Source organism: Pseudoalteromonas sp. MEBiC 03607 (genome assembly GCF_004792295.1).
Classification (GTDB): domain Bacteria; phylum Pseudomonadota; class Gammaproteobacteria; order Enterobacterales; family Alteromonadaceae; genus Pseudoalteromonas; species Pseudoalteromonas lipolytica_C.
Genome location: NZ_SRRY01000001.1, coordinates 2,363,590 through 2,382,557, shown reverse-complemented (window position 1 = coordinate 2,382,557; position 18,968 = coordinate 2,363,590). Strand labels below are relative to the sequence as shown.

Sequence of the window (18,968 nt, the reverse complement as noted above, 5' to 3'; positions counted from 1 at the left end):
TTTACAATACCATAGCTGCAATCCAACCGGCGATCAGCAACGGAATATTAAAATGAATAAATGTCGGTACCACAGAATCCCATATATGGTCATGTTGCCCATCTGCATTTAAACCAGATGTTGGCCCAAGTGTAGAATCTGATGCGGGGGAGCCTGCATCACCTAATGCCCCTGCAGTGCCAACAAGCGCCGCAGTGGCCATTACTGAAAAGTTTAGTTCTAATGCCAGCGGTACAAATAAGGTGGCAATAATAGGCACCGTCGAAAATGAGCTACCAATGCCCATCGTTATTAGTAACCCAACAAGTAAAATTAATGCAGCAGCAAGTGGTTTATTCCCTTCCATAAGGCCAGCTGCTGAACTAACAAGGGAGGTGACATCACCTGTTGCTTGCATTACCGAAGCAAACCCTTGTGCAGAAATCATAATAAAGCCAATCATCGCCATCATAGCAACGCCTTTACTAAAAACATCACTATTTTGTTCCCACTTAACAACTCCAAATAAACTGAAAATCATTACACCAACTAGTCCACCTAATATCATCGAATTGCTAACACTTTGAGCTACTAACGAGCAAAGCACAGCTGCAATTCCCACAATAAGTACTTTTTTAGGTTGTTCGATAACAACATTTTGAGGTGTTTCAGTAAGCGGGTGTGGAGCATAGTCACGGCGTTTTTTATAGCTAATAAACACTGCGATTAACAAACCTACAACCATGCCAAGTGCAGGGATGATCATTGCCATGGGCACCTGGGTATTCACAATTTCTAAACCATTATCGGTTAAGTTTTTATGTAAAATTGAATATAGGTATATTCCACCAAAACCATAGGGCAAAACCATGTACGAGGTTGCCAAACCAAAAGTTAAAATGCACGCAATAGCACGCCTATCTAAGCGCAGTTTGTTGAATATCACTAGCAACGGTGGGATCAATATGGGTATAAAGGCTATATGCACTGGGATTAGGTTTTGCGAAGAGATCGCGCAAAGTAAGATAATAACTAAAATAAAATAACTTAGCGTTGTTTCGCCTTTATGGCTGTGCTCATTCACCTGTTTTAACAGGGTTGAAGCAAGTATTCGGGTCAATCCTGATTTTGAAATAGCCACAGCGAATGCCCCTAACATGGCATAGCTTAATGCGATTTCTGCACCACCAGAGAGCCCGTCATTAAATGCATTCAGTGTTTCTGATAGACCAAGCCCGGCAGTTAGACCAGCAACAATCGCACTCAGTGTCATTGCGACAATAACGTTAATTCGGCAAAGTGTTAGTACCAGCATCAAAATAACGCCAATAATTACTGCATTCATGGTTTTCTCTATTTTGCTGTTTTGATGGAGTTTAACAGAAGTCGTACCTGCTTTTTGCGGTTTTGATTAAAAGCCTGTTGCTGATAACGTACTTCGATGAATATTTGTTCAAATTTAGCTAGTTTGCTGGCAACTGTTGGCTTTGAGCGCTTCATCAAAGCGATATTTTGCAAAGGAGTGTTTGTTTCATCGTAGTGAATTTGTTGTTTTTCAGCCCAGCGATAAAGTTGCATCAGTTCAAAAACAAGGGGTTCAGAACTGCGAGGTAAACGCTTGCTGTATAAAAAGTAACTGGTAAAACAAAGTGCGAGAGTTACCATAATTACCAATGGAGTTAACCAAAATGCATTATTACCAAAAAGCGCTTTAAATAAGTTTTGTTGCGATTGCTCGTCAAAAGTTAAAACCCAATTTGTCCACTTGTAATCAAGCTCTTCTAATTTAATACGAAGCCAATTAATCGCTTTTAAGTGACTCCAGCGCTTTAAGCCAAAGTTTAAATTATCATTAAACCGTTCGCTCAACGCTTGAAACTCTGACAACGAACCGTTGAGACGCTCAGGTGCAACAACTTCAGTTGCATCGAAAACGTGCCAACGCTCATCGTAAAATACTTCAACCCATGCATGTGCATCATATTGGTAAATATTAAGGGTTGTGCCTTGTCGTTCCGCACCTAAGTAGCCTGATACAACGCGTGCTGGATAACCTGCCGCACGAAACATAAAAGCTGCTGTACTGGCGTAGTGGCCACAAAACCCACTCTTATTTTCAAACACAAACTGATCAATGGTGTTTTTATTAAGCATAGGAGTAGGAGTTAGGGTATAGCTAAATTGTTGCGTATTAAAATAGCCTAATAGAGCATTGAAATACGATTGTGCGGTAGTATTTTTATTGGCTAAATTATTTACAAGCTCACGAGTCTTGGGGTTACTTTCAACGGGAAGTTGTGTATAAAGCCGCTGCTCAAAAGGAGTTAGACTATAACTTACTTGCGTACTTTGCACAGCATATTTAATATTTTTATTTAGATTGCCTTTACGTTTTAGTAAACCGTTGTATGTGCTTGCCACATTATTATGACTACTCGTGGCAAACCCTAACGCAAAAAGCCAGTTCGATGATGACGGCTCGGCAATAACATTATATTCAACCTTAGGTTCTTCAATATTGACACTACGATTGTCGTTAAATTGTTGAGTCTTCAAAATGTCCGATACTAACCATTGCTGACCATCAAAGGCATCATGAATTAAACTGCGCCAATAATAGGGCGCTTGTAAGGTCGAGTTCGGATGCTCTTCAACTCTGAACACAAGGTCATCAGACTCTGCAAGCTTGGCAATTGCAAAAGGGTCAACTTGTTCAGATAAGCCAGTTTTTGCAAGCTTTGGCCCCGGAAGTTGCCAAAATGCAGGGAGTTTAGGTAGAAATAAAATTAAAAAAACTGATACTGGTAATGCGAGTAAAACTGTTGTAATACTTTGCTTATTGGCAGCCTTAAAGCTTTTAGGGCTTGATAAATAACCCAGAACCGCAAAGTTAATGATGTAAAGCAAGCTGACAATAAAGGTCTCTAAAATGCCTTGATAGAACAAATATACCGTGGAAAGGTTAAAAAACACCAGTAAACATACGGTTTGATAGTGTTTTACAGCTTTTGCTTGCAACAATTTAAAAGTGCTAGCGAGTAACATCATAGATACAAACAGTTTAACTGTATCGCTAATCCCTACAGTTACAAACAGAGCAATTAAACACAGTGCCGCAAGGATATTTGCCATCAGTGCAGTGAGTTTTTTATAAAACCGGTCTAACACGAGATTAAAAAAACTTAAGCCGACTAATATGAATAAAAACGAACTAGGGATCTCACTAAATAATAAGCCACTGATTGCTATAAATACGAATGATAAAACGGCATTAATAAGCGATAAATTCACAACTAATGCTCCGCTAAGGCTTTTAAACAAGCTGTTTGATGGACATCACCAGACGCTTTTGAAATTTTCTTTTTTGGTAAAGTTAATGAAAAAGCAATTTGTTGTTCTGTAAGTTGATTAACTAAAAAACATAGCTGACTTAAGCGATACTCTGTGTTACCACTTAGCATATTAAAATTAAGCGCTAACTCTTGAGTCGTATCACTGGTAAATTCTTTGCTCAACAATTGCTGTGTTTTTGCATAATGTTTCCATGATACTTTATTCAAAGCTGAGCCTTTAATAAAAGGTGTTAATTGATAAAATTCATCAGAACCTGTTTTAGATTGTGCATTATCACCTGCATCGTTCAGCTCTTCATGTAACTCAATATCTAAGTTTTCTGCTGATTTAGGAGTAGGGTAAACATAGATCACATCACTCGGCTGAATATAACTCCACACAGACACTAAACCAAATGGAAAGTGACTTATTATTTTTGCTTTTTCAAGACCGTAAACACCACGTTTAGTACAGTTAAGTGCTATTTCAATGGTTTTTTTGTCTGAGTCATCCAGCGATATAGTCTCTGACTCTGAGCCAGATATCATTAATTTTACTTGTTGGCTACTAGAGGTTGATTGTAACTGATAGCGAGCATAGGGAGATTTTGGAGCATAACTATTTATAGCAAAAAGATACTTAACAGATAAACCGCGCATATTCTTATAACCAGTGAGAATCGAAAACACCAAAATAACTACCATCAAATAGGCCATCGCCAAGATCAGATTGTTTTGATAATTGATGCCCATCACAAAGTTAAGCAATGCAATGAGTAAAAACTTCATGCCTAATTTAGAAGGTAATACATAAATGTTTTTATGTTGTAGAGAGATCTCACTAACGTTATGTTTATTCTTCAAAAATTTATTGAAAATGGATTGGCCAATTTCAGAAATAATAAAAGCAGGGCGCTTTAACATGCTTATAAGCTTACGGGCACATGATTTAATGCATAGCCACTATCTTGATTGTTCAAACCAAGGCGGTGATCAGTCACACTGCTAAATACAGCTTGAACATCCTCAGGTAACACAAAGTCTCGTCCTTCAATATAAGCCCATGATTTCGCAGCACGCGAAATAGCAATACTGGCTCTTGGCGATAAAGGATTAACAAATTGAGAGCTTTGGCGTGTGTAATCAACCAGTTCTAAAATATAATCAACAACCGCGTTACTCAATGTAACTGAAGATATTTCTTTTTGAATAACAGCAAGTTGCTCAGGGGTAATGCGAACTGGTAATTCATCATAATTGCGGTTATTCAAACCTAAAATTAAGCTTTTTTCTGCTTGTTTATCAGGAAAGCCTAAGCTAATACGCATGAAAAAACGATCTAATTGTGACTCAGGTAACGGGTAAGTACCTGATTGATTTACTGGATTTTGTGTTGCGATAACAAAAAATGGAGAAGGCAGGGCATGTTTAACCGAATCAACAGTAACTTGTTTTTCTTCCATGGCTTCAAGTAACGCACTTTGTGTTTTAGGTCCCGCGCGATTTATTTCATCTGCTAACACAACCTGACTAAAAACAGGGCCTTGATGAAAAGAAAACGCATGTTCCTTTGCATCAAAAATATTTGTTCCTAGTATATCTGATGGCAGTAAATCACTGGTGAATTGAATGCGTTGGTAAGATAACCCTAAGACTGCCGCAAGTGCATGAGATAAAGTGGTTTTTCCCATCCCAGGTAAATCTTCAATTAATAAATGGCCTTCGCTAAACAAACAAGCTAGAGCAAGTTTAATTTGTTGTTGTTTACCAAGAATAACAGTAGATAGGTCATCTATAATAAGATTGATTGTTGAATTCATAAACTACTTAACTTGCGATGGTTTCCATCATTTCTAGGCGCTTCATGACAGTATCGACTTTTTTGGCATTAAATGGTTTTGCAATAAAACCCTTAGCACCAAGTTCCCAAGTATTTTGCACATTCTCAAGACTATTATGGCCAGAACACATAACAACATGAGTATGTGGGTGATGGTCATTTAAGTATTCAAGGATCTCAGTGCCGTCTGTATTAGGAAGCTCAATATCTAGAAAGATAACATTGGGAGACTTTTCCTCAATAACAGTTTTTGCTGATTCAAAATCTCGGCTTTCTAAAATATCGTCAAAACCCAGACCAGTTAAAATTTGATTTAAATAATCTCTGATATCTTGCATATCATCAATTATCAAAATTGGCTCTAACGGTTTCACAAATTCCATATCGTTTACATCTTATCGTTACATCTCAAGTTGATAGTTTTAATATATGCTATGGAGTAGCTAAGCTCAAGAAACAGCCACGAATTAAATGAATAAGTTGATAAAACACCACTGCAATGTCCGATACCGTCTAGTATTGGACTTAGCAAACGCAGAGTATAGATGTGGTTATGTATAGATGTCTTACTTCCTATAATTTATATTATGTTAAATTGAGTTATTCCCGTCACTTTGTCGCCAATTCCCCGTTCTGTAATTAGCAGTTTAACTCTGGATCGGTCCAGTTTTGTGTGTCAAAAATTCACACTACTATTCAACTGGTTACACATACATTAGATTTAAGGAATTTAAATTTTGATATTTTAACGCTGGATCTTTTTTTGGGATTTGGTTTGAACAATTCTGCCATTTGATGGCTAAAAATTGACATTATTTGTATATGCTTATAACGCGACGCTACGTGCGTGGCTTTAAGGTTATCCCGCGAAAGATTATCAGAATTCACGTAGCGCACTTTCAAGATGTCACTTATTCCAAACGCTTGGTATTAGCTCACCAGTTTGGTGATAAATTCCAACTTGTTTGATGTAATTTTTAAAGTCCGGGTTTTCATCTACAATTCGATTAGCTGAAACCCAATCAATGTCAGACTTTTCTTTAGCTGGGATTAATATTTGACTGTTGTACAAGTCACCCACATCTAATAGCAAAATTCCAATACCGTGTAATGAGCTTAACATTTGCAGTTCTGGTTCAACACCATCAGCTATTCCAGTTGCGACAAGATAACCGAAATTTGCCCAGCTTGAATTTGATACTGCCTGAAAGAAACACTTTCGGACGTTTGACCGTGTTAGCTCTTTTTTCACTTCAAAAGACCACAACCTTACGGATTTATCATTACCGAAGCGAACACAAGTCTTCACCGTTTGATCCCAACTTTTATCTAAAGGCTCCATTGCAACGATATCAGGATGTAACCAGTGATTACCGCCAGCACCTTGGCTGTTTTTAGATGTCTTTTCGTCTATGCGATGACAGTATAACCCCATGTCTTTATTTAAAAATTCAATAAGAATTGGGTATAAATCATGTTCACTCAGTCTCAATTCGTCAGCTTCATGTAACTCTTCATCAAGGCTTTCAGTAATAGCTAAAGGCTTATCATCCCAGTAATACAGACGTGGTCTTGGCTTCTCACGCGTTTTTATGTTTTTGCACTTTTCTTTAGCTCTTTTTGTTCGTTGACCACCAACTTCTGCCGCTAATTGTGCTATCAGCTCCTCCTCATTAGCGTAATTAGGGTTCTTCATTTTTTCTGTCATTTCTACTGGATAGCGTTCAAGAAACAACTTGGCAAGTTCGCGAGCAGTTAATTTTTCACCTTTATGATCTCGTAATGTCTCAATTATCATGTCGACGCGTGTTTTGTTACTCATACAACTGCCCTATTCTTCTTAAAAGCTGCTTATAGCTGTGCTTCTGTAAAATGCTTACTTAAAAATTCCTTTTAGCTTTTCTAAGGAAATAACTGTTTTATCAAGCCCTTCATGCGCAGGAGTTTTATCTCCGTGCTTTTTATCTAATGTGTCAGATGCATTAGATGCAACAGCATCAATAGCAGCACCTAATAATTTTTCTAATAATTCTTCTTTTTTACCCGCGTGAAGGCTGTCCACTTGATTTTTAAAGTTTTGGTATGACTTTGCTAAAGCTTCTTTATGCGAATACTCTTGTTGCAGTCTTAAGGCTTCACTTCTTCTTTTAGATGCAAATAATGCTAACCATAGTACAGGCAAGATAACTGGTAGTTTATATGTAAGATTACTGAGCAAGTTCTTATAATCTGATACATCAATAAATTTAATTACAGAATCAACCGTCCAGATGCCGTCAATAGTTGAAATAAAGGCTGTAAAAGACAATACAAATACAGAGATATAGAAGAGAATTGAGTATTGTTTGATAGGTTTAGCGAATGACTTCCTCATTGCTCTGTATGCTGCCGCTAACCCAGCACTCGTAGCAGCAGGCAAAAGCTCTTCAATTTGGCTATTCAAGGCTTCATACCTTTCTTCCTGTTTAATCTTGAAATCATCAAGATGCTTCTTTCTATCAACGATTTCTTGCTTTAACCCTCCTTTTAAATTGCCATCTTCGTCCTTATTGCCCATTACATCTGTATAAAATAGCTTTAATTGTTTGAGTTGCTCTTCTGTTCCATGAAGTAACTCAGTAATTGCTTCACTATCATTTTGAGCCTCTTCTTTAGCAGCAGAGATCTGAGTTTTGATTGAATCACTGCCACTTTCTAATAGCTCTTCTTGGTAGTCACGAATTTTAATTAAATTTTCTTCTAGTTCATTGACCATCTCATTCATCCGAGCCTCTATGGATTTCTCAGAATCAGAACCTTCAAAATATTTATTCCTTAAAGTTGATATTTCTTTGTGAGTTGACTCAATATCTTTAAACTTTTGTACAAATTTAATTTTTAAATCTCGAAGTTCACCTGAGTATTCTTTAAACTCGTTGTAGTACTCTATTGTTTCATTTTTAAAGGATTTTAGACCATCAGATATTGCTTCTGAATAGCTTCGATAAGCCAATTGTGTCGCTCTAGCTCTCTTATTTGACTCAACCACATACGGCCTTACATAAGTCAAAAGGTTGTCAACATTTGCATTAGCGTTAGTTATATGACTTATATTCCTATCACTTAAATAAGCATTAACTTCATTAAAGCATGGTTGGCACTGTTTCTGAAAGTTTTGCCATGTGGACACAGGAACTAGTTCCGGATCAATTGCTTCAAGCAATTCATTAATAAATTTAACTACCTTTTTTAATCTGGCAACTTCTTCAACATCGGTGAGAACGCTATCGTCGTCTACTTTTAAATCAACTAAAACATCATTAAGTTGGGCCCATATTTTTTGAAACGGGTGTGTTTCAAATTGCTCTTGCCAACGACTCATTATTCAACTTCCTTATTTATTGTTATTTCGTCTGAGATATATTTTGATAAAAAACCAGTAGTTGGTTTAAGTTAACAAACTAACTTGTCCCTATAAATCTCTTGATAATGTTCAGTAATTTTCACCACCTTCCTAAGAGGAGGGATTTGTTCTACTCGCCTGTTGAACCAGCCTCTAATTTCTAACTATACATCGGTGTTAGAAACTCGCCAAACATTTTGAAATTAGGTTTATATGTAATATTAGATAAAAACTAGTTAGTGTGGTGAGCTTTTTGCCCTCTCTTTTTCACTTTTATTTAAACTTTATGACAATATACAGAATTATATTTCACTGACCTCAGGCTAATAAACTTTCATTTTCCCTAACTAAAAGCTCTTACAACACCTAGAGCTATTTAATGCAACACGACAGTTTAAAGAATGGAATAAATGACGTACCTTGCATGAGTAATTACGGCACCAATACGAAGATCACCGAGGTAAAATCATTGAGAATCATGCCTAAACTAATTGTTAGGTTCAGCATTAAAAATGCTGTAAGTGGCTTTAAATTTCATTGTCATTCCTTGTAATCTACCTACAACCACCCTAGTACGCATATTTTTAAATGACTATTTTATAGAACAATTTGCTTATTACAGCCGATGCTTTCTACAAAGTAATTATCATGACTTACTAGGATAAATCCGCCTTTAAAGTTTTCTAATGATTGAGCCAAGAGCTGTTTTGATTCAAGGTCTAGATGATTATCGGGCTCATCCAATAACAAAAATGCTGTACTTTCAATATTACTGACGATACACATGGCGAGCTTCATTTTTTCGCCGCCACTTAAATGTGTCGCTTGCTTGAATACGTCATGTTTTCTAAAGCCTAAGCTTGCTAATAATGTACGTGCGATGCTTTCATCAAGGGTCTTACAGTAGTATTTTAAGTTATCAAGCAAAGTTAGCTCTGCCTTTATTAAAGTAAAGTACTGATCTAAATACAACAACGGGCTATTCCTATGTATGTGCCCTGCTCTCACTTTTAACTCACCTGTTAAGGTTTTTAGTAGCGTCGATTTTCCTGCGCCATTTACACCAATTAAGTGTATTTTTTCATTATTGAATATTTGTAGGTTAATGGGGGTTTGCGACCCATATTGTAAAATTACGTTTTCAAGATTTAGTGCGTTGCGTTGTTTAGTGTCAGAATTATTAAAATAAAACTGCTGTTGTTTTACTTGTTCGAGCTGGTTAAGTATCTGCTTCTTATTACTATTAAGTAGCTCTTCTCGTTTTGCGGTATTTTTATTTTGCGAAGATAAATTAGCGCTCGCTTTATCTTTTTTAGCATCCATAAGCACTTTAGGTTGGCTACCAGATTTTCTTGTTCCTAGACCTTTAGCGGCTCTTTTTGCTGCTTTTTGTTTGCTGCGCTGCTGCTCTAATAGCAGTTTATTTTGCTCCTTTGTAGTATGAGATAGCTTATTTTCAAGCGCTGCTAGTTGGTATTTTTTTTGGGTCTCGTAATCACTAAAACCGGTGCCAAACACTGATAACCCCATAGATGTGAGTTCCCATATTTCATCGGCTACTTGCAGTATTTGACGGTCATGACTTATTAAAAGTAGCTGCCCAGTGAATCGTGCTATGTGATTTAAAAGCCAGCTTTTACCTTGTTTATCTAAATGATTAGAAGGTTCATCAAGTATTAAAATGTCGTGGTGTATGGTAAATAGCGACCATAATCTGAGTTGGCTTAGTTGACCGCCACTTAATGCTGTTGCACAACTGTTCTCATTAATACCATAAATGCCTAAACGAGTTAACTCAGCATAAAATCGCTCGGGCAGATCCCAAAATCCATCAAGTAAGTTAAGTTCGTGCTCTGTAAAATGACCGTTATGTATTTGCTGTAATGCTTTGAAATAGTGGTTAAGCCCTAGTACGTCTATAATCGTTTTATTTTTTAATGTGTGACTATCAACTAGTTGCTCATAAAAACCAAGTTGACCATTGCAAACAACATTACTCGACGACGGAATAAGGCGATTACAAAGTAGCGATGCTAATACTGACTTCCCTACACCATTTCGCCCTACTAAAGCTGTTGTTTTAGCATTTAATGACACTGAAATATTATTCAGAACTTGGCCGCCATTGGCGTGTTGATATGATAAGTTGGCTGCTTGTAATTTTGGCATACTGCCTCCTGCTATACAGGGACAGTGATACAATTCGTTTAATTATAAAGCGAATTGAACTAAGCGTATGACCACCAAAATGGTAATTGATTTATACTACTGACAAGAGTGAGCAACGCCTACTAGCCCTGTTGTTCCAAAGAAAAATGTAAAAATGGATAACAGGTTTAGTTGTTCATGTTGGCTATTACTCCTAAAATTATGCCCTTCATACTAGCCAGTTAGTATTAAATTGGCAACAATTTATGTTAGGGTTTGTTTGATATTGCATTAAAGGAAAGGATTTTGAAGCACGTTAACTGTCAAGCGATAGCCAATAACCCAACGCAAATAAAACTTAAGATAAACGAAAATAAACGTGTATTTATTATCAGCGATCTCGATGCTAATTTAGCTAAGTTTGAGCAAGCTTTAGTCGCTGTCGATTTTGATGAAAGCAACGATGTTTTATTTTCACTTGGTGATGCAATAGATAGAGGCAACGACAATTTTGCGTTGTTATCACGTTTTAAAGAGCTGGGTGTTTATATGACACTGGGTAATCATGAGCACATGATGCTTGAGTCGCTACTTGCCGATGATCATAGCTACTATTCACTATGGGTTGAAAATGGTGGGCGTTGGCATACTCAAGCAACCGATGATGAATTAAAAGCGATAACTGAGCAGCTTTTACAGTGCCCTCTTTCTTATTTGCTTGACTATGCTGGTATGCGAATAGGGTTGTCGCACACAGTATCTGCAGATTGGAATTGGCAAGCTCCTAGTGAGCATAAACCATATGCCGCGGCATCGTTGTTGTGGGATCGCACAATTGTGAAACAAACGATAACAAAGAAAAATGCCAGCATAGACTTTTCTGTGCATGGCCATAACACCACTGCTGAACCTTATTGGCTTGGCAACACTTATCATATAGATACTCATTATTTGAGTGGCAAGCCTACCATTGTTGAACTTAAACCACTCATTAAAGCATTTATGCAGCTAAATTCAGTCTAAGGTTGCAACCTGTGTTAATGCATGTACTTCAAGATATTGTTTATAGGCCAAACGAGCATGCCATAATTGCTCATTATCTTGCTGAATAAATATAAGTGGCCCTGAGGTTTCTTTTGCTAAGCGGTTTAATTTAATATATTCACTGGTGTCAATGATACCATCACTAAAATACTGTTCAGCGGTATATAAAAACACATTATCTTTATATACATCACTGTGCCAAATTAGCGAACGATACATACTAGCACTGATTTCAGTCGGTTTTTTATTCGACTTATATAGTTTTAGCTCTGTATAAATCGAGTTACCTGTAAAAACAATCCCAATTAATGAAAGGGTTGTAAGAGTCATCATCCATTTCATACTTCTATCCCTGTTAAAAGCTCTATTTTAACTATAGGAGATAATATGAATGATTTACCGTTTATTTAATCAATTGGGCTGGTTGTAAGTATTTACAAAATACTTAATTATTGTTTTATAAGTACCTATTTTATGTATTAGGTTTTACAACCTAATACATAAGTATTTAAATTAATGTAGTGCCGCGGTAAACGGAATTTTTTTACAAATTTCAGCTTCGGCTACAAGAATTTCTTCTAATCGGGCATCCACTTCATGTTTATCAAAATACTCGTACGCTAACTCTACAAATAGGTTTTTGTGCTTTTCTTCAGACTTTGCAATTGCAACATAAAACTCTTTTTCTTTGCCCGGTGGCAATGCTTCAGCGACCAATGAAAAGCGTTCATGCCCTCGAGCTTCAATTACACCTGCAACGAGTAAGCGGTCCATTAAAAACTCATCACGACCGTTTCTAAATACCGCACGAATTTGTTTGATATAGGGATCTTTTTGGTCATTACCAAGTGAAACATCACGTTCCATTAATAACTTAAGTACTTGTTTAAAATGTATCATTTCTTCAAGAGCTAAGTCTGTCATTGCTTTTACAAGCTTACGACGGTCAGGATAATGCGATAGCATTGACATTGCCATACCTGAGGCTTTCTTCTCAGCAGCGGCATGATCTTGTAAAAAGGTATCAAAATCTGCCAAGACACCTTCTGTCCACTCAAATGGAGTGTGATATTTTAATTCAAACATGATAACGAACTACTTAACTAACAATGGCGGCGATTTTAGCGTATTTCTGTTATAAAATCTTGTGATTGTAACCAAGTGACTTATCAATTTTGCCGTTTCTGGTGGAGGCAATTTTATCGGGGTGTTTAATATCATTCCAAGCCGTTACTTTACCACCCATATTTAGCTGCTCGAACTGTATATCTGCATCTGTACCTAAAAATGTCTGTAACGCTTTAGCGCTGTGTGGCTGTGCAACATTTAACGTTAATAGGTTGGCTTTTTTGTCTTTAAAAAAATTAAAAACACGTTGTTGATGTTGCTCATAGCAGTTAATCAAATACTGATCAGACTGAATATCTGCTAACGAATATTTACCAAATGTCTCAAAGTAGCAACGCTTTAAATGCGTGTTAAAGCCTCCGTCACTTCGCAATAAATTGGTGTGCATTCGGGCCAGCAGTTGACGGATCGAAGGTACCCATTTAGACAAGTCTCGTTCAAGGTTAATAAAGCGGCTATTAGCAAAGTGCGCATCTAATAACGGGAATTCGCTAAAAACAGGAGTATCAGCAATAACGTCTGCTTCTTTTAAGGCTGATTCGGTATACGCTGTGTGGGCCGTTTTATAGCCCAATTGTAAAAAACTATGGCACAGACTGGTAGTGCCTGTGCGAGGTAGGCCAATAATAAATATTTTGTTGTTCATTTAACTTTTTGGATCGGTAACCATAAGGACTTATCGCCTACAGGGGTTAGCGGTGGTAGTTCTTTGTTTTCTAATTCTACAATAATCTTGTCATGAATATGGGCGTTTTCTATTAATTTACCATTGTATTTAAAAAAGATTTCATCGAACTCACCGCTTTCTATCATTATGCGTAAGCCTTTATTGACTGCTTTTGCAACTTCGGTGTTGTCTTTGTTGAAGAAGAAATAGATTGGGCTGGTGTATTTCAACATTAAATGAGGCAATACAACCAGAGGCATTTGTTGCTTAAAAACTGCTAGTTCATCTTCAATTTCAAGCACAGAGCGTGGGAATAAGTCGCCCCGGCCTCTGTCGAGCATAACAAACAACGAATCAAAGTTTCCTGACGTTGATATAACCAAGCCATTGTCACGCAATATTTGGGTATCGGGCCAATCTTGTCCTTGTACAAAGTAAACTTTCTTTAAATCGTCGAGGGTTTTTAGTCGGCTTAAATAAGGTAGTTTCGGCTCTGTTGTGAACATTAAACGCCAACCAAACAAGCCTTTAAATATAGGAACACGAACCGGCAGTAACTTGTCTTCTCTTACTTTGTTAGTCATAGTCCAGGTGACATCAATATCACCGCCATGTTCAATTTCTTTTAATACCCTATTTTGACCTAATAACTTTGGTGCAGCAGTTAATTTGTATTTGTAGCCACTGCGTTTTAGTGCTGTATCCAACAAAATAAGTGGGTAATAAACTTCTTCAACTAAACTGGGCAAGGTTTTAGGATAAATTATATTTAAAACTTTTGGTGGAATAGTTGATTTTTTGACATGAGCTGTATCTTCTGTACTGCCGGCAACTTGATTCGAAACAAATACGAATGCAATCGTAAATACAACTCTTATCATATTAAAAAACCTGTGTTATTAATAACATAACCGAACTTATGAAGATCATTAAAAACGTTAAAACCATGCCAACGACGCGTAGCTGCATTTTTTCATCTGCTAATGCATAACTATGACAAAAACGACCTACTAATAACATCGCACCTAAAATATAAGTAAAATGGCTGGGTAACCCTTGATACTCTAATAAAAATAGCAGAATTAAAGAAAATGGCACATATTCTATAAAATTAGCATGGGTGCGGATCGCGGCTTGTAAACTTGCATCACCACCGTCTCCTAAAGAAATACGCTTAGCTTTACGGATTTTAATAACGCGAAAGCTAAGTTGAATATACAAAATAGCCAAAATAGCAGCAAAAGTTGAAACTATCACAATTTATTCCATTTATTATTTAAAGTTAGACGCCTAGCACTGTTTATTGCTAGGCTGACATATAATTTGCTAGGTTAGCTCAAAATCCTAATTAAAGTCTAACAGTTCTTAAGGAAGTGCATGATTACGCCAAGAAAAATAGCCGATAATTACCGTGAAATGATCAGCAGCATAGGATTTTATCCGTCTATGCTGTCTGTTTTATTTTTGACTTTTGCTTTAATTACAACAGCTGTTGAGTATTCTGATCCAGCAATGAGTGTTAAGAAAGTCTTAAGTGTATTGCTAGTAGACAGTGAAGAAAATGCACGTACCATCCTCAGTACTTTAGCCGGAAGCATTATTTCGTTAACTGTATTTAGCTTCTCTATGGTTATGGTCGTGTTAAATAGCGCCAGCGCCAGCCTTTCTCCTCGGGTATTACCCGGACTTATAACTCGTAAATCTCATCAACTAGTTTTAGGCTTTTATTTAGGCAGTATAATTTACACCATTCTAATGCTCATCAATATTCGTACCATAGGAAATGGCAATATGGGCATCCCTTCACTGGGTATATTTATATCACTGGTACTTGGCTTAATTTCACTGGGTTTCTTTGTTTATTTTATTCACTCTATATCCAGAGCTATCCAAGTTGATAATGTACTGAATGACTTATTCAAAAATACTAAAAGTGAACTTAATAGCATTAAAGCTATGCAGCATGAACATCCTGTTGATGATTTTCCGAACTTTGACGACTGGTACAGCATAAAAAGTAAAACGGAAGGTTATTTTAAAGGCGCTCATAGCGATAAATTGTGCGCTATCTGTAAAGAGCACGACATTAAAATTTATATCTCTGTTAAACAAGGTTTTTTTACTGTAAAAGGTTACCCTTTTTTAAAGTGCGATACTGATTTAACTGACAAACCAGAGCTCATTGATGAGCTACTTGCATGCTTTATTTTTTACATTGAAGAATATGTTAGCGATCATTACCGATATGGAATGACGCAAATATCTGAGATTGCTGTTAAGGCAATGAGTCCGGGCATTAATGATCCAGGTACTGCAGTAAAAGCTATTGATATGCTGAGTATTTTACTCATTTTGCGATTAGACATTTATGATGTGAATTATTCGCTTAAACAATGTGATGATAACCATCCTAAGTTGTTTTTACATGAAACATCATTTGATGAGCTGCTGCATGATAACTTCACACCTATTCGCAACTATGCAAAAAATGACGCTTATGTAATGGTTAACGTACTTGAGGCGTTTAAAAACATATTGTTTAGAGCATCTGATAACGAAAAAGCGACTAAGAGTTTGTTTATTTACTTAGGGGCGATTATTGAAGATATAGATACGCATATTAGTAATGAGTACGACCGTGAACAAATTACTAATATGCTAAAAGCGATTGCCCGTATTTCAGAGCAACAAGGTGAAAAGTTACTGGCGCGCTTTACCAGCAACAATCAATAGACTAATTTTCGATAAAATAAACTGCATAACTGCTTGCGCTAATAGTAAGCTCACCACCATTGTATGCATCAGGTACATAGTTTTCTGGTGCAGCATCTGCCATTACCATTTTGCTAGCGCGCATGTAAGGTTGGCTTCCTGTATCGAGTGGGCTGCTTGACGCTGTATAAAGGCCTTTGAGTTCAACCCCATAATCACTGGCAAACTCTTTCGCAGCTGCACGCGCATCTTTAATGGCTAGCTTTTGCGCTTGCTTTTGTAGCTCTTCATAGCGACTCGATACAAATTGCGTTTGATTAATTTCGTTGATACCCGCATTCACTAGTTGCTGAAGCATAACTGGGTACTTTTTAATATCAGTCAGAGTAACAGACAGACTACGCGATACTCTGTACCCTACAAATTCCTGTTTGCCTGTTTCACGGTTGTATTCTGTTTGGCGTTGAATTGAGATATTAGACGCATAAATGCCCTTTTCTTCTACGCCTTGGCTTTTAGCAAGCTTAATGGCTTTGGCCATGGTTGCATCAGCTTTGTTTTTAGCGGCAATTAAATCTTTATCTACTTCAACAATACCTACAGTTAACTTAACGTTATCAGGGATTGCTTTAACCGTTGCATTACCTTGGATATAAATATGCGGCGCATCTGGTGTTGCTTGTGCTAACACATTAAAACTAAGTGCGGCGGCCATAGCGGTAAAAACTAACTTACGCATAATACTGTTCCTTAATTAAAAACTCCGTTCATTATCACCTTAAAGGGTTAATTCAATATGAACAACCCCTATTATTCAGATATAAAAAAACAGGCATTAAAAGCCTGTTTTTTTTAACCACTCAAAGCGATATAGTTTAGATACTACGGCGCTTATAGTTACGGTATTCTGGAAGCCAGTAGTTTTTCTCGATTGCAGCCCATAAAGCCTCATCACTTAACTCAAGTGCCACACCTTCTTCCATCGCTTTTTTCGCTACTGCAAAGGCAATACGTTTACTTAACGCTTGGATTTCGGTTAACGCTGGTAGCAAGCTGCCTTTACCAGTGTTTGCACGAGGTGAAGACTCTGCCAATGTTTCACTTGATACAATCAGCATTGCATCAGTGATACGAGTAGCTTTAGCTGCGATAACGCCTAAACCAATACCCGGGAAAATGTAGCTATTGTTACATTGTGGGATTGGGAAAATTTGGCCGTTATACTCAACCGGATCAAATGGGCTACCCGAAGCTACAATCGCTTGACCCTCTGTCCACTCAATAACATCTGAAGGAAGTGCTTCTACTTGCTTAGACGGATTACTTAGCGGGAAGATAATCGGTTGTGGGCAAGATGCATGCATTGCACGAATAACTTGCTCTGTGAATAAACCAGGTTGTCCAGATACACCAATTAAGATATCTGGTTGTGCACAGTGCATTACATCTAATAATGATGCGTACTCACCGCTATACGTCCATTCACTTAAACCTTCTTTAGATTGGCAAAGCGCTTGTTGGAAATCACGTAAACCTTCCATACCATCAGTTAGTAGACCAAAACGGTCAACCATGAAGATTTGTGAGCGAGCTTGCTCATCGCTAATGCCTTCAGCAACCATAGTACTGATAATTTGCTCAGCAATACCACAGCCTGCTGAACCTGCACCAACAAATACCACTTTTTGCTCTGAAAGCTTCGCACCTTTAACACGACATGCAGCCAATAAAGACCCTACAGTTACCGCAGCAGTACCTTGAATATCATCGTTAAAGCTACAAATTTCATCACGGTAGCGTTTTAATAATGGCATTGCATTTGGTTGTGCAAAGTCTTCGAACTGAAGTAAAACACTTGGCCAACGACGTTTAACAGCCTTGATGAATAGGTCTAAGAATTCATCGTACTCTTCTTGCGAAATACGCTTATGACGAGCCCCCATATACATAGGGTCGTTAAGCAGTTTTTCGTTATTTGTACCAACATCAATCATCACTGGTAATGTATAAGCTGGGCTAATACCACCACACGCTGTGTAAAGTGACAATTTACCAATTGGAATACCCATACCACCAATACCTTGGTCACCCAAACCAAGAATACGCTCACCGTCAGTCACAACGATAACTTTTACTTTGCCTTTAGTAGCGTTACGTAAAATATCATCAATTTGGAAACGATCTTCGTAAGAAATAAATAGACCACGGGCACTGCGGTAAATGTCTGAAAACTTTTCACAGGCATCACCTACTGTTGGTGTGTAGATAATTGGCATCATTTCTTCAAGATGATCACGCACTAAACGGTAGTAAAGTGTTTCGTTGTTATCTTGAATTGCACGAAGATAAATGTGCTTGTTTAAATTATCACTAAAGCTTGAATACTGTTGGTAACAACGCTCAACTTGTTCTTCAATTGTTTCATAACGCGGTGGCAGTAAACCGGCTAAGTTGAAACTTTCCCTTTCTTTTTGTGAAAAAGCACTGCCTTTGTTTAATAGTGGCGTTTCGATCAGACCTGGGCCTGAATAAGGAATATAAAGATAATTTGGATCGGTATTTGTAGTCATATTTCCAAGCTTTGATGCGTCATAATTATGACCTGACATTATTACTCTTAAAGGCGAAATTGCAATGACAATTCACCTTGTCAGACCATTGAAGAAAATGAATTTTATGCCCTAAACGGCACAACGAATAGTATACATGAAAACTCAGCAGCTTTAAGGCTGCTGA

Annotated in this window: 17 protein-coding genes; 2 read left to right on the top strand and 15 right to left on the bottom strand. The window is 37.3% G+C overall.

Annotated elements, in window-relative coordinates:
• Window position 1 precedes the first annotated feature (1 nt).
• The 8 genes from E5N72_RS10970 to E5N72_RS10935 form a co-directional block, all read right to left on the bottom strand.
• Complete coding sequence (locus E5N72_RS10970) at window positions 2-1,324, bottom strand: Na+/H+ antiporter family protein (protein WP_135924545.1); 1,323 nt, start codon at window positions 1,322-1,324, stop codon at window positions 2-4.
• Between the two features lie 8 nt (window positions 1,325-1,332).
• Window positions 1,333-3,270, bottom strand: coding sequence for a DUF3488 and transglutaminase-like domain-containing protein (locus E5N72_RS10965; RefSeq protein WP_240704516.1), 1,938 nt, complete (start codon window positions 3,268-3,270; stop codon window positions 1,333-1,335).
• Between the two features lie 2 nt (window positions 3,271-3,272).
• The gene (locus E5N72_RS10960; RefSeq protein WP_135924541.1) at window positions 3,273-4,235 is read right to left on the bottom strand and encodes a DUF58 domain-containing protein; all 963 of its coding nucleotides are present in this window, start codon (window positions 4,233-4,235) and stop codon (window positions 3,273-3,275) included.
• A 2-nt stretch (window positions 4,236-4,237) separates the two neighbouring features.
• Window positions 4,238-5,131 carry a MoxR family ATPase gene (locus E5N72_RS10955; protein ID WP_135924538.1) on the bottom strand — a complete coding sequence of 298 codons (894 nt, stop codon included), beginning with the start codon at window positions 5,129-5,131 and terminating at the stop codon, window positions 4,238-4,240.
• Between the two features lie 7 nt (window positions 5,132-5,138).
• A complete protein-coding gene (locus tag E5N72_RS10950; protein ID WP_135924536.1) occupies window positions 5,139-5,534 on the bottom strand; it encodes a response regulator in 396 nt (131 codons plus the stop codon).
• Window positions 5,535-6,058: 524 nt separating this feature from the next.
• Window positions 6,059-6,973, bottom strand: a complete 915-nt coding sequence (locus E5N72_RS10945) for an HrgA protein (protein ID WP_135924533.1) — start codon at window positions 6,971-6,973, stop codon at window positions 6,059-6,061.
• Window positions 6,974-7,027: 54 nt separating this feature from the next.
• Window positions 7,028-8,512, bottom strand: a complete 1,485-nt coding sequence (locus E5N72_RS10940) for a hypothetical protein (protein ID WP_135924531.1) — start codon at window positions 8,510-8,512, stop codon at window positions 7,028-7,030.
• A gap of 618 nt (window positions 8,513-9,130) precedes the next feature.
• Window positions 9,131-10,702 carry an ATP-binding cassette domain-containing protein gene (locus E5N72_RS10935; RefSeq protein WP_135924529.1) on the bottom strand — a complete coding sequence of 524 codons (1,572 nt, stop codon included), beginning with the start codon at window positions 10,700-10,702 and terminating at the stop codon, window positions 9,131-9,133.
• A 285-nt stretch (window positions 10,703-10,987) separates the two neighbouring features.
• Between E5N72_RS10935 and E5N72_RS10930 the strand changes: the two genes are divergently transcribed.
• Complete coding sequence (locus E5N72_RS10930) at window positions 10,988-11,704, top strand: metallophosphoesterase (protein ID WP_168246732.1); 717 nt, start codon at window positions 10,988-10,990, stop codon at window positions 11,702-11,704.
• Here E5N72_RS10930 and E5N72_RS10925 read toward each other — a convergent pair.
• The 5 genes from E5N72_RS10925 to E5N72_RS10905 form a co-directional block, all read right to left on the bottom strand.
• Window positions 11,696-12,067 (bottom strand): hypothetical protein, encoded by a 372-nt coding sequence (locus E5N72_RS10925; protein WP_135924525.1) that lies wholly within the window; start codon window positions 12,065-12,067, stop codon window positions 11,696-11,698. The two genes, E5N72_RS10930 and E5N72_RS10925, sit on opposite strands and share 9 nt — an antisense overlap.
• Window positions 12,068-12,238: 171 nt before the next feature.
• Window positions 12,239-12,811 carry a tRNA-(ms[2]io[6]A)-hydroxylase gene (locus tag E5N72_RS10920; RefSeq protein ID WP_135924522.1) on the bottom strand — a complete coding sequence of 191 codons (573 nt, stop codon included), beginning with the start codon at window positions 12,809-12,811 and terminating at the stop codon, window positions 12,239-12,241.
• 49 nt (window positions 12,812-12,860) lie between these two features.
• Window positions 12,861-13,499: a sulfotransferase gene (locus E5N72_RS10915; protein WP_135924520.1), complete on the bottom strand. Its 639-nt coding sequence runs from the start codon at window positions 13,497-13,499 to the stop codon at window positions 12,861-12,863.
• Entirely contained in the window at window positions 13,496-14,401 is a 906-nt protein-coding gene (locus E5N72_RS10910) for a transporter substrate-binding domain-containing protein (RefSeq protein ID WP_135924518.1), read from the bottom strand. The genes E5N72_RS10915 and E5N72_RS10910 overlap by 4 nt, the downstream gene beginning before the upstream one ends.
• Before the next feature lies 1 nt (window position 14,402).
• Window positions 14,403-14,777, bottom strand: a complete 375-nt coding sequence (locus tag E5N72_RS10905; protein ID WP_135924515.1) for an MAPEG family protein — start codon at window positions 14,775-14,777, stop codon at window positions 14,403-14,405.
• A 120-nt stretch (window positions 14,778-14,897) separates the two neighbouring features.
• Here E5N72_RS10905 and E5N72_RS10900 point away from each other — a divergent pair, with 120 nt between their 5' ends.
• Window positions 14,898-16,253 carry a DUF2254 domain-containing protein gene (locus tag E5N72_RS10900; RefSeq protein WP_135924512.1) on the top strand — a complete coding sequence of 452 codons (1,356 nt, stop codon included), beginning with the start codon at window positions 14,898-14,900 and terminating at the stop codon, window positions 16,251-16,253.
• Window position 16,254: 1 nt separating this feature from the next.
• On the opposite strand, the gene E5N72_RS10895 is transcribed toward E5N72_RS10900, so the two are convergent.
• On the bottom strand, window positions 16,255-16,971 hold the full coding sequence (locus E5N72_RS10895) for an SIMPL domain-containing protein (RefSeq protein WP_135924510.1): 717 nt from the start codon (window positions 16,969-16,971) through the stop codon (window positions 16,255-16,257).
• A gap of 136 nt (window positions 16,972-17,107) precedes the next feature.
• Entirely contained in the window at window positions 17,108-18,802 is a 1,695-nt protein-coding gene (locus tag E5N72_RS10890; protein ID WP_135926277.1) for an NAD-dependent malic enzyme, read from the bottom strand.
• Window positions 18,803-18,968: the final 166 nt, after the last annotated feature.

Bases quoted from the DNA above. Each gene is read 5' to 3' on its own strand.
- E5N72_RS10970 (WP_135924545.1), bottom strand. From the start codon at position 1,324: ATGAATGCAGTAATTATTGGCGTTATTTTGATGCTGGTACTAACACTT.
- E5N72_RS10960 (WP_135924541.1), bottom strand. From the start codon at position 4,235: ATGTTAAAGCGCCCTGCTTTTATTATTTCTGAAATTGGCCAATCCATT.
- E5N72_RS10955 (WP_135924538.1), bottom strand. From the start codon at position 5,131: ATGAATTCAACAATCAATCTTATTATAGATGACCTATCTACTGTTATT.
- E5N72_RS10950 (WP_135924536.1), bottom strand. From the start codon at position 5,534: ATGGAATTTGTGAAACCGTTAGAGCCAATTTTGATAATTGATGATATG.
- E5N72_RS10945 (WP_135924533.1), bottom strand. From the start codon at position 6,973: ATGAGTAACAAAACACGCGTCGACATGATAATTGAGACATTACGAGAT.
- E5N72_RS10940 (WP_135924531.1), bottom strand. From the start codon at position 8,512: ATGAGTCGTTGGCAAGAGCAATTTGAAACACACCCGTTTCAAAAAATA.
- E5N72_RS10935 (WP_135924529.1), bottom strand. From the start codon at position 10,702: ATGCCAAAATTACAAGCAGCCAACTTATCATATCAACACGCCAATGGC.
- E5N72_RS10925 (WP_135924525.1), bottom strand. From the start codon at position 12,067: ATGAAATGGATGATGACTCTTACAACCCTTTCATTAATTGGGATTGTT.
- E5N72_RS10920 (WP_135924522.1), bottom strand. From the start codon at position 12,811: ATGTTTGAATTAAAATATCACACTCCATTTGAGTGGACAGAAGGTGTC.
- E5N72_RS10915 (WP_135924520.1), bottom strand. From the start codon at position 13,499: ATGAACAACAAAATATTTATTATTGGCCTACCTCGCACAGGCACTACC.
- E5N72_RS10910 (WP_135924518.1), bottom strand. From the start codon at position 14,401: ATGATAAGAGTTGTATTTACGATTGCATTCGTATTTGTTTCGAATCAA.
- E5N72_RS10900 (WP_135924512.1), top strand. From the start codon at position 14,898: ATGATTACGCCAAGAAAAATAGCCGATAATTACCGTGAAATGATCAGC.
- E5N72_RS10895 (WP_135924510.1), bottom strand. From the start codon at position 16,971: ATGCGTAAGTTAGTTTTTACCGCTATGGCCGCCGCACTTAGTTTTAAT.
- E5N72_RS10890 (WP_135926277.1), bottom strand. From the start codon at position 18,802: ATGACTACAAATACCGATCCAAATTATCTTTATATTCCTTATTCAGGC.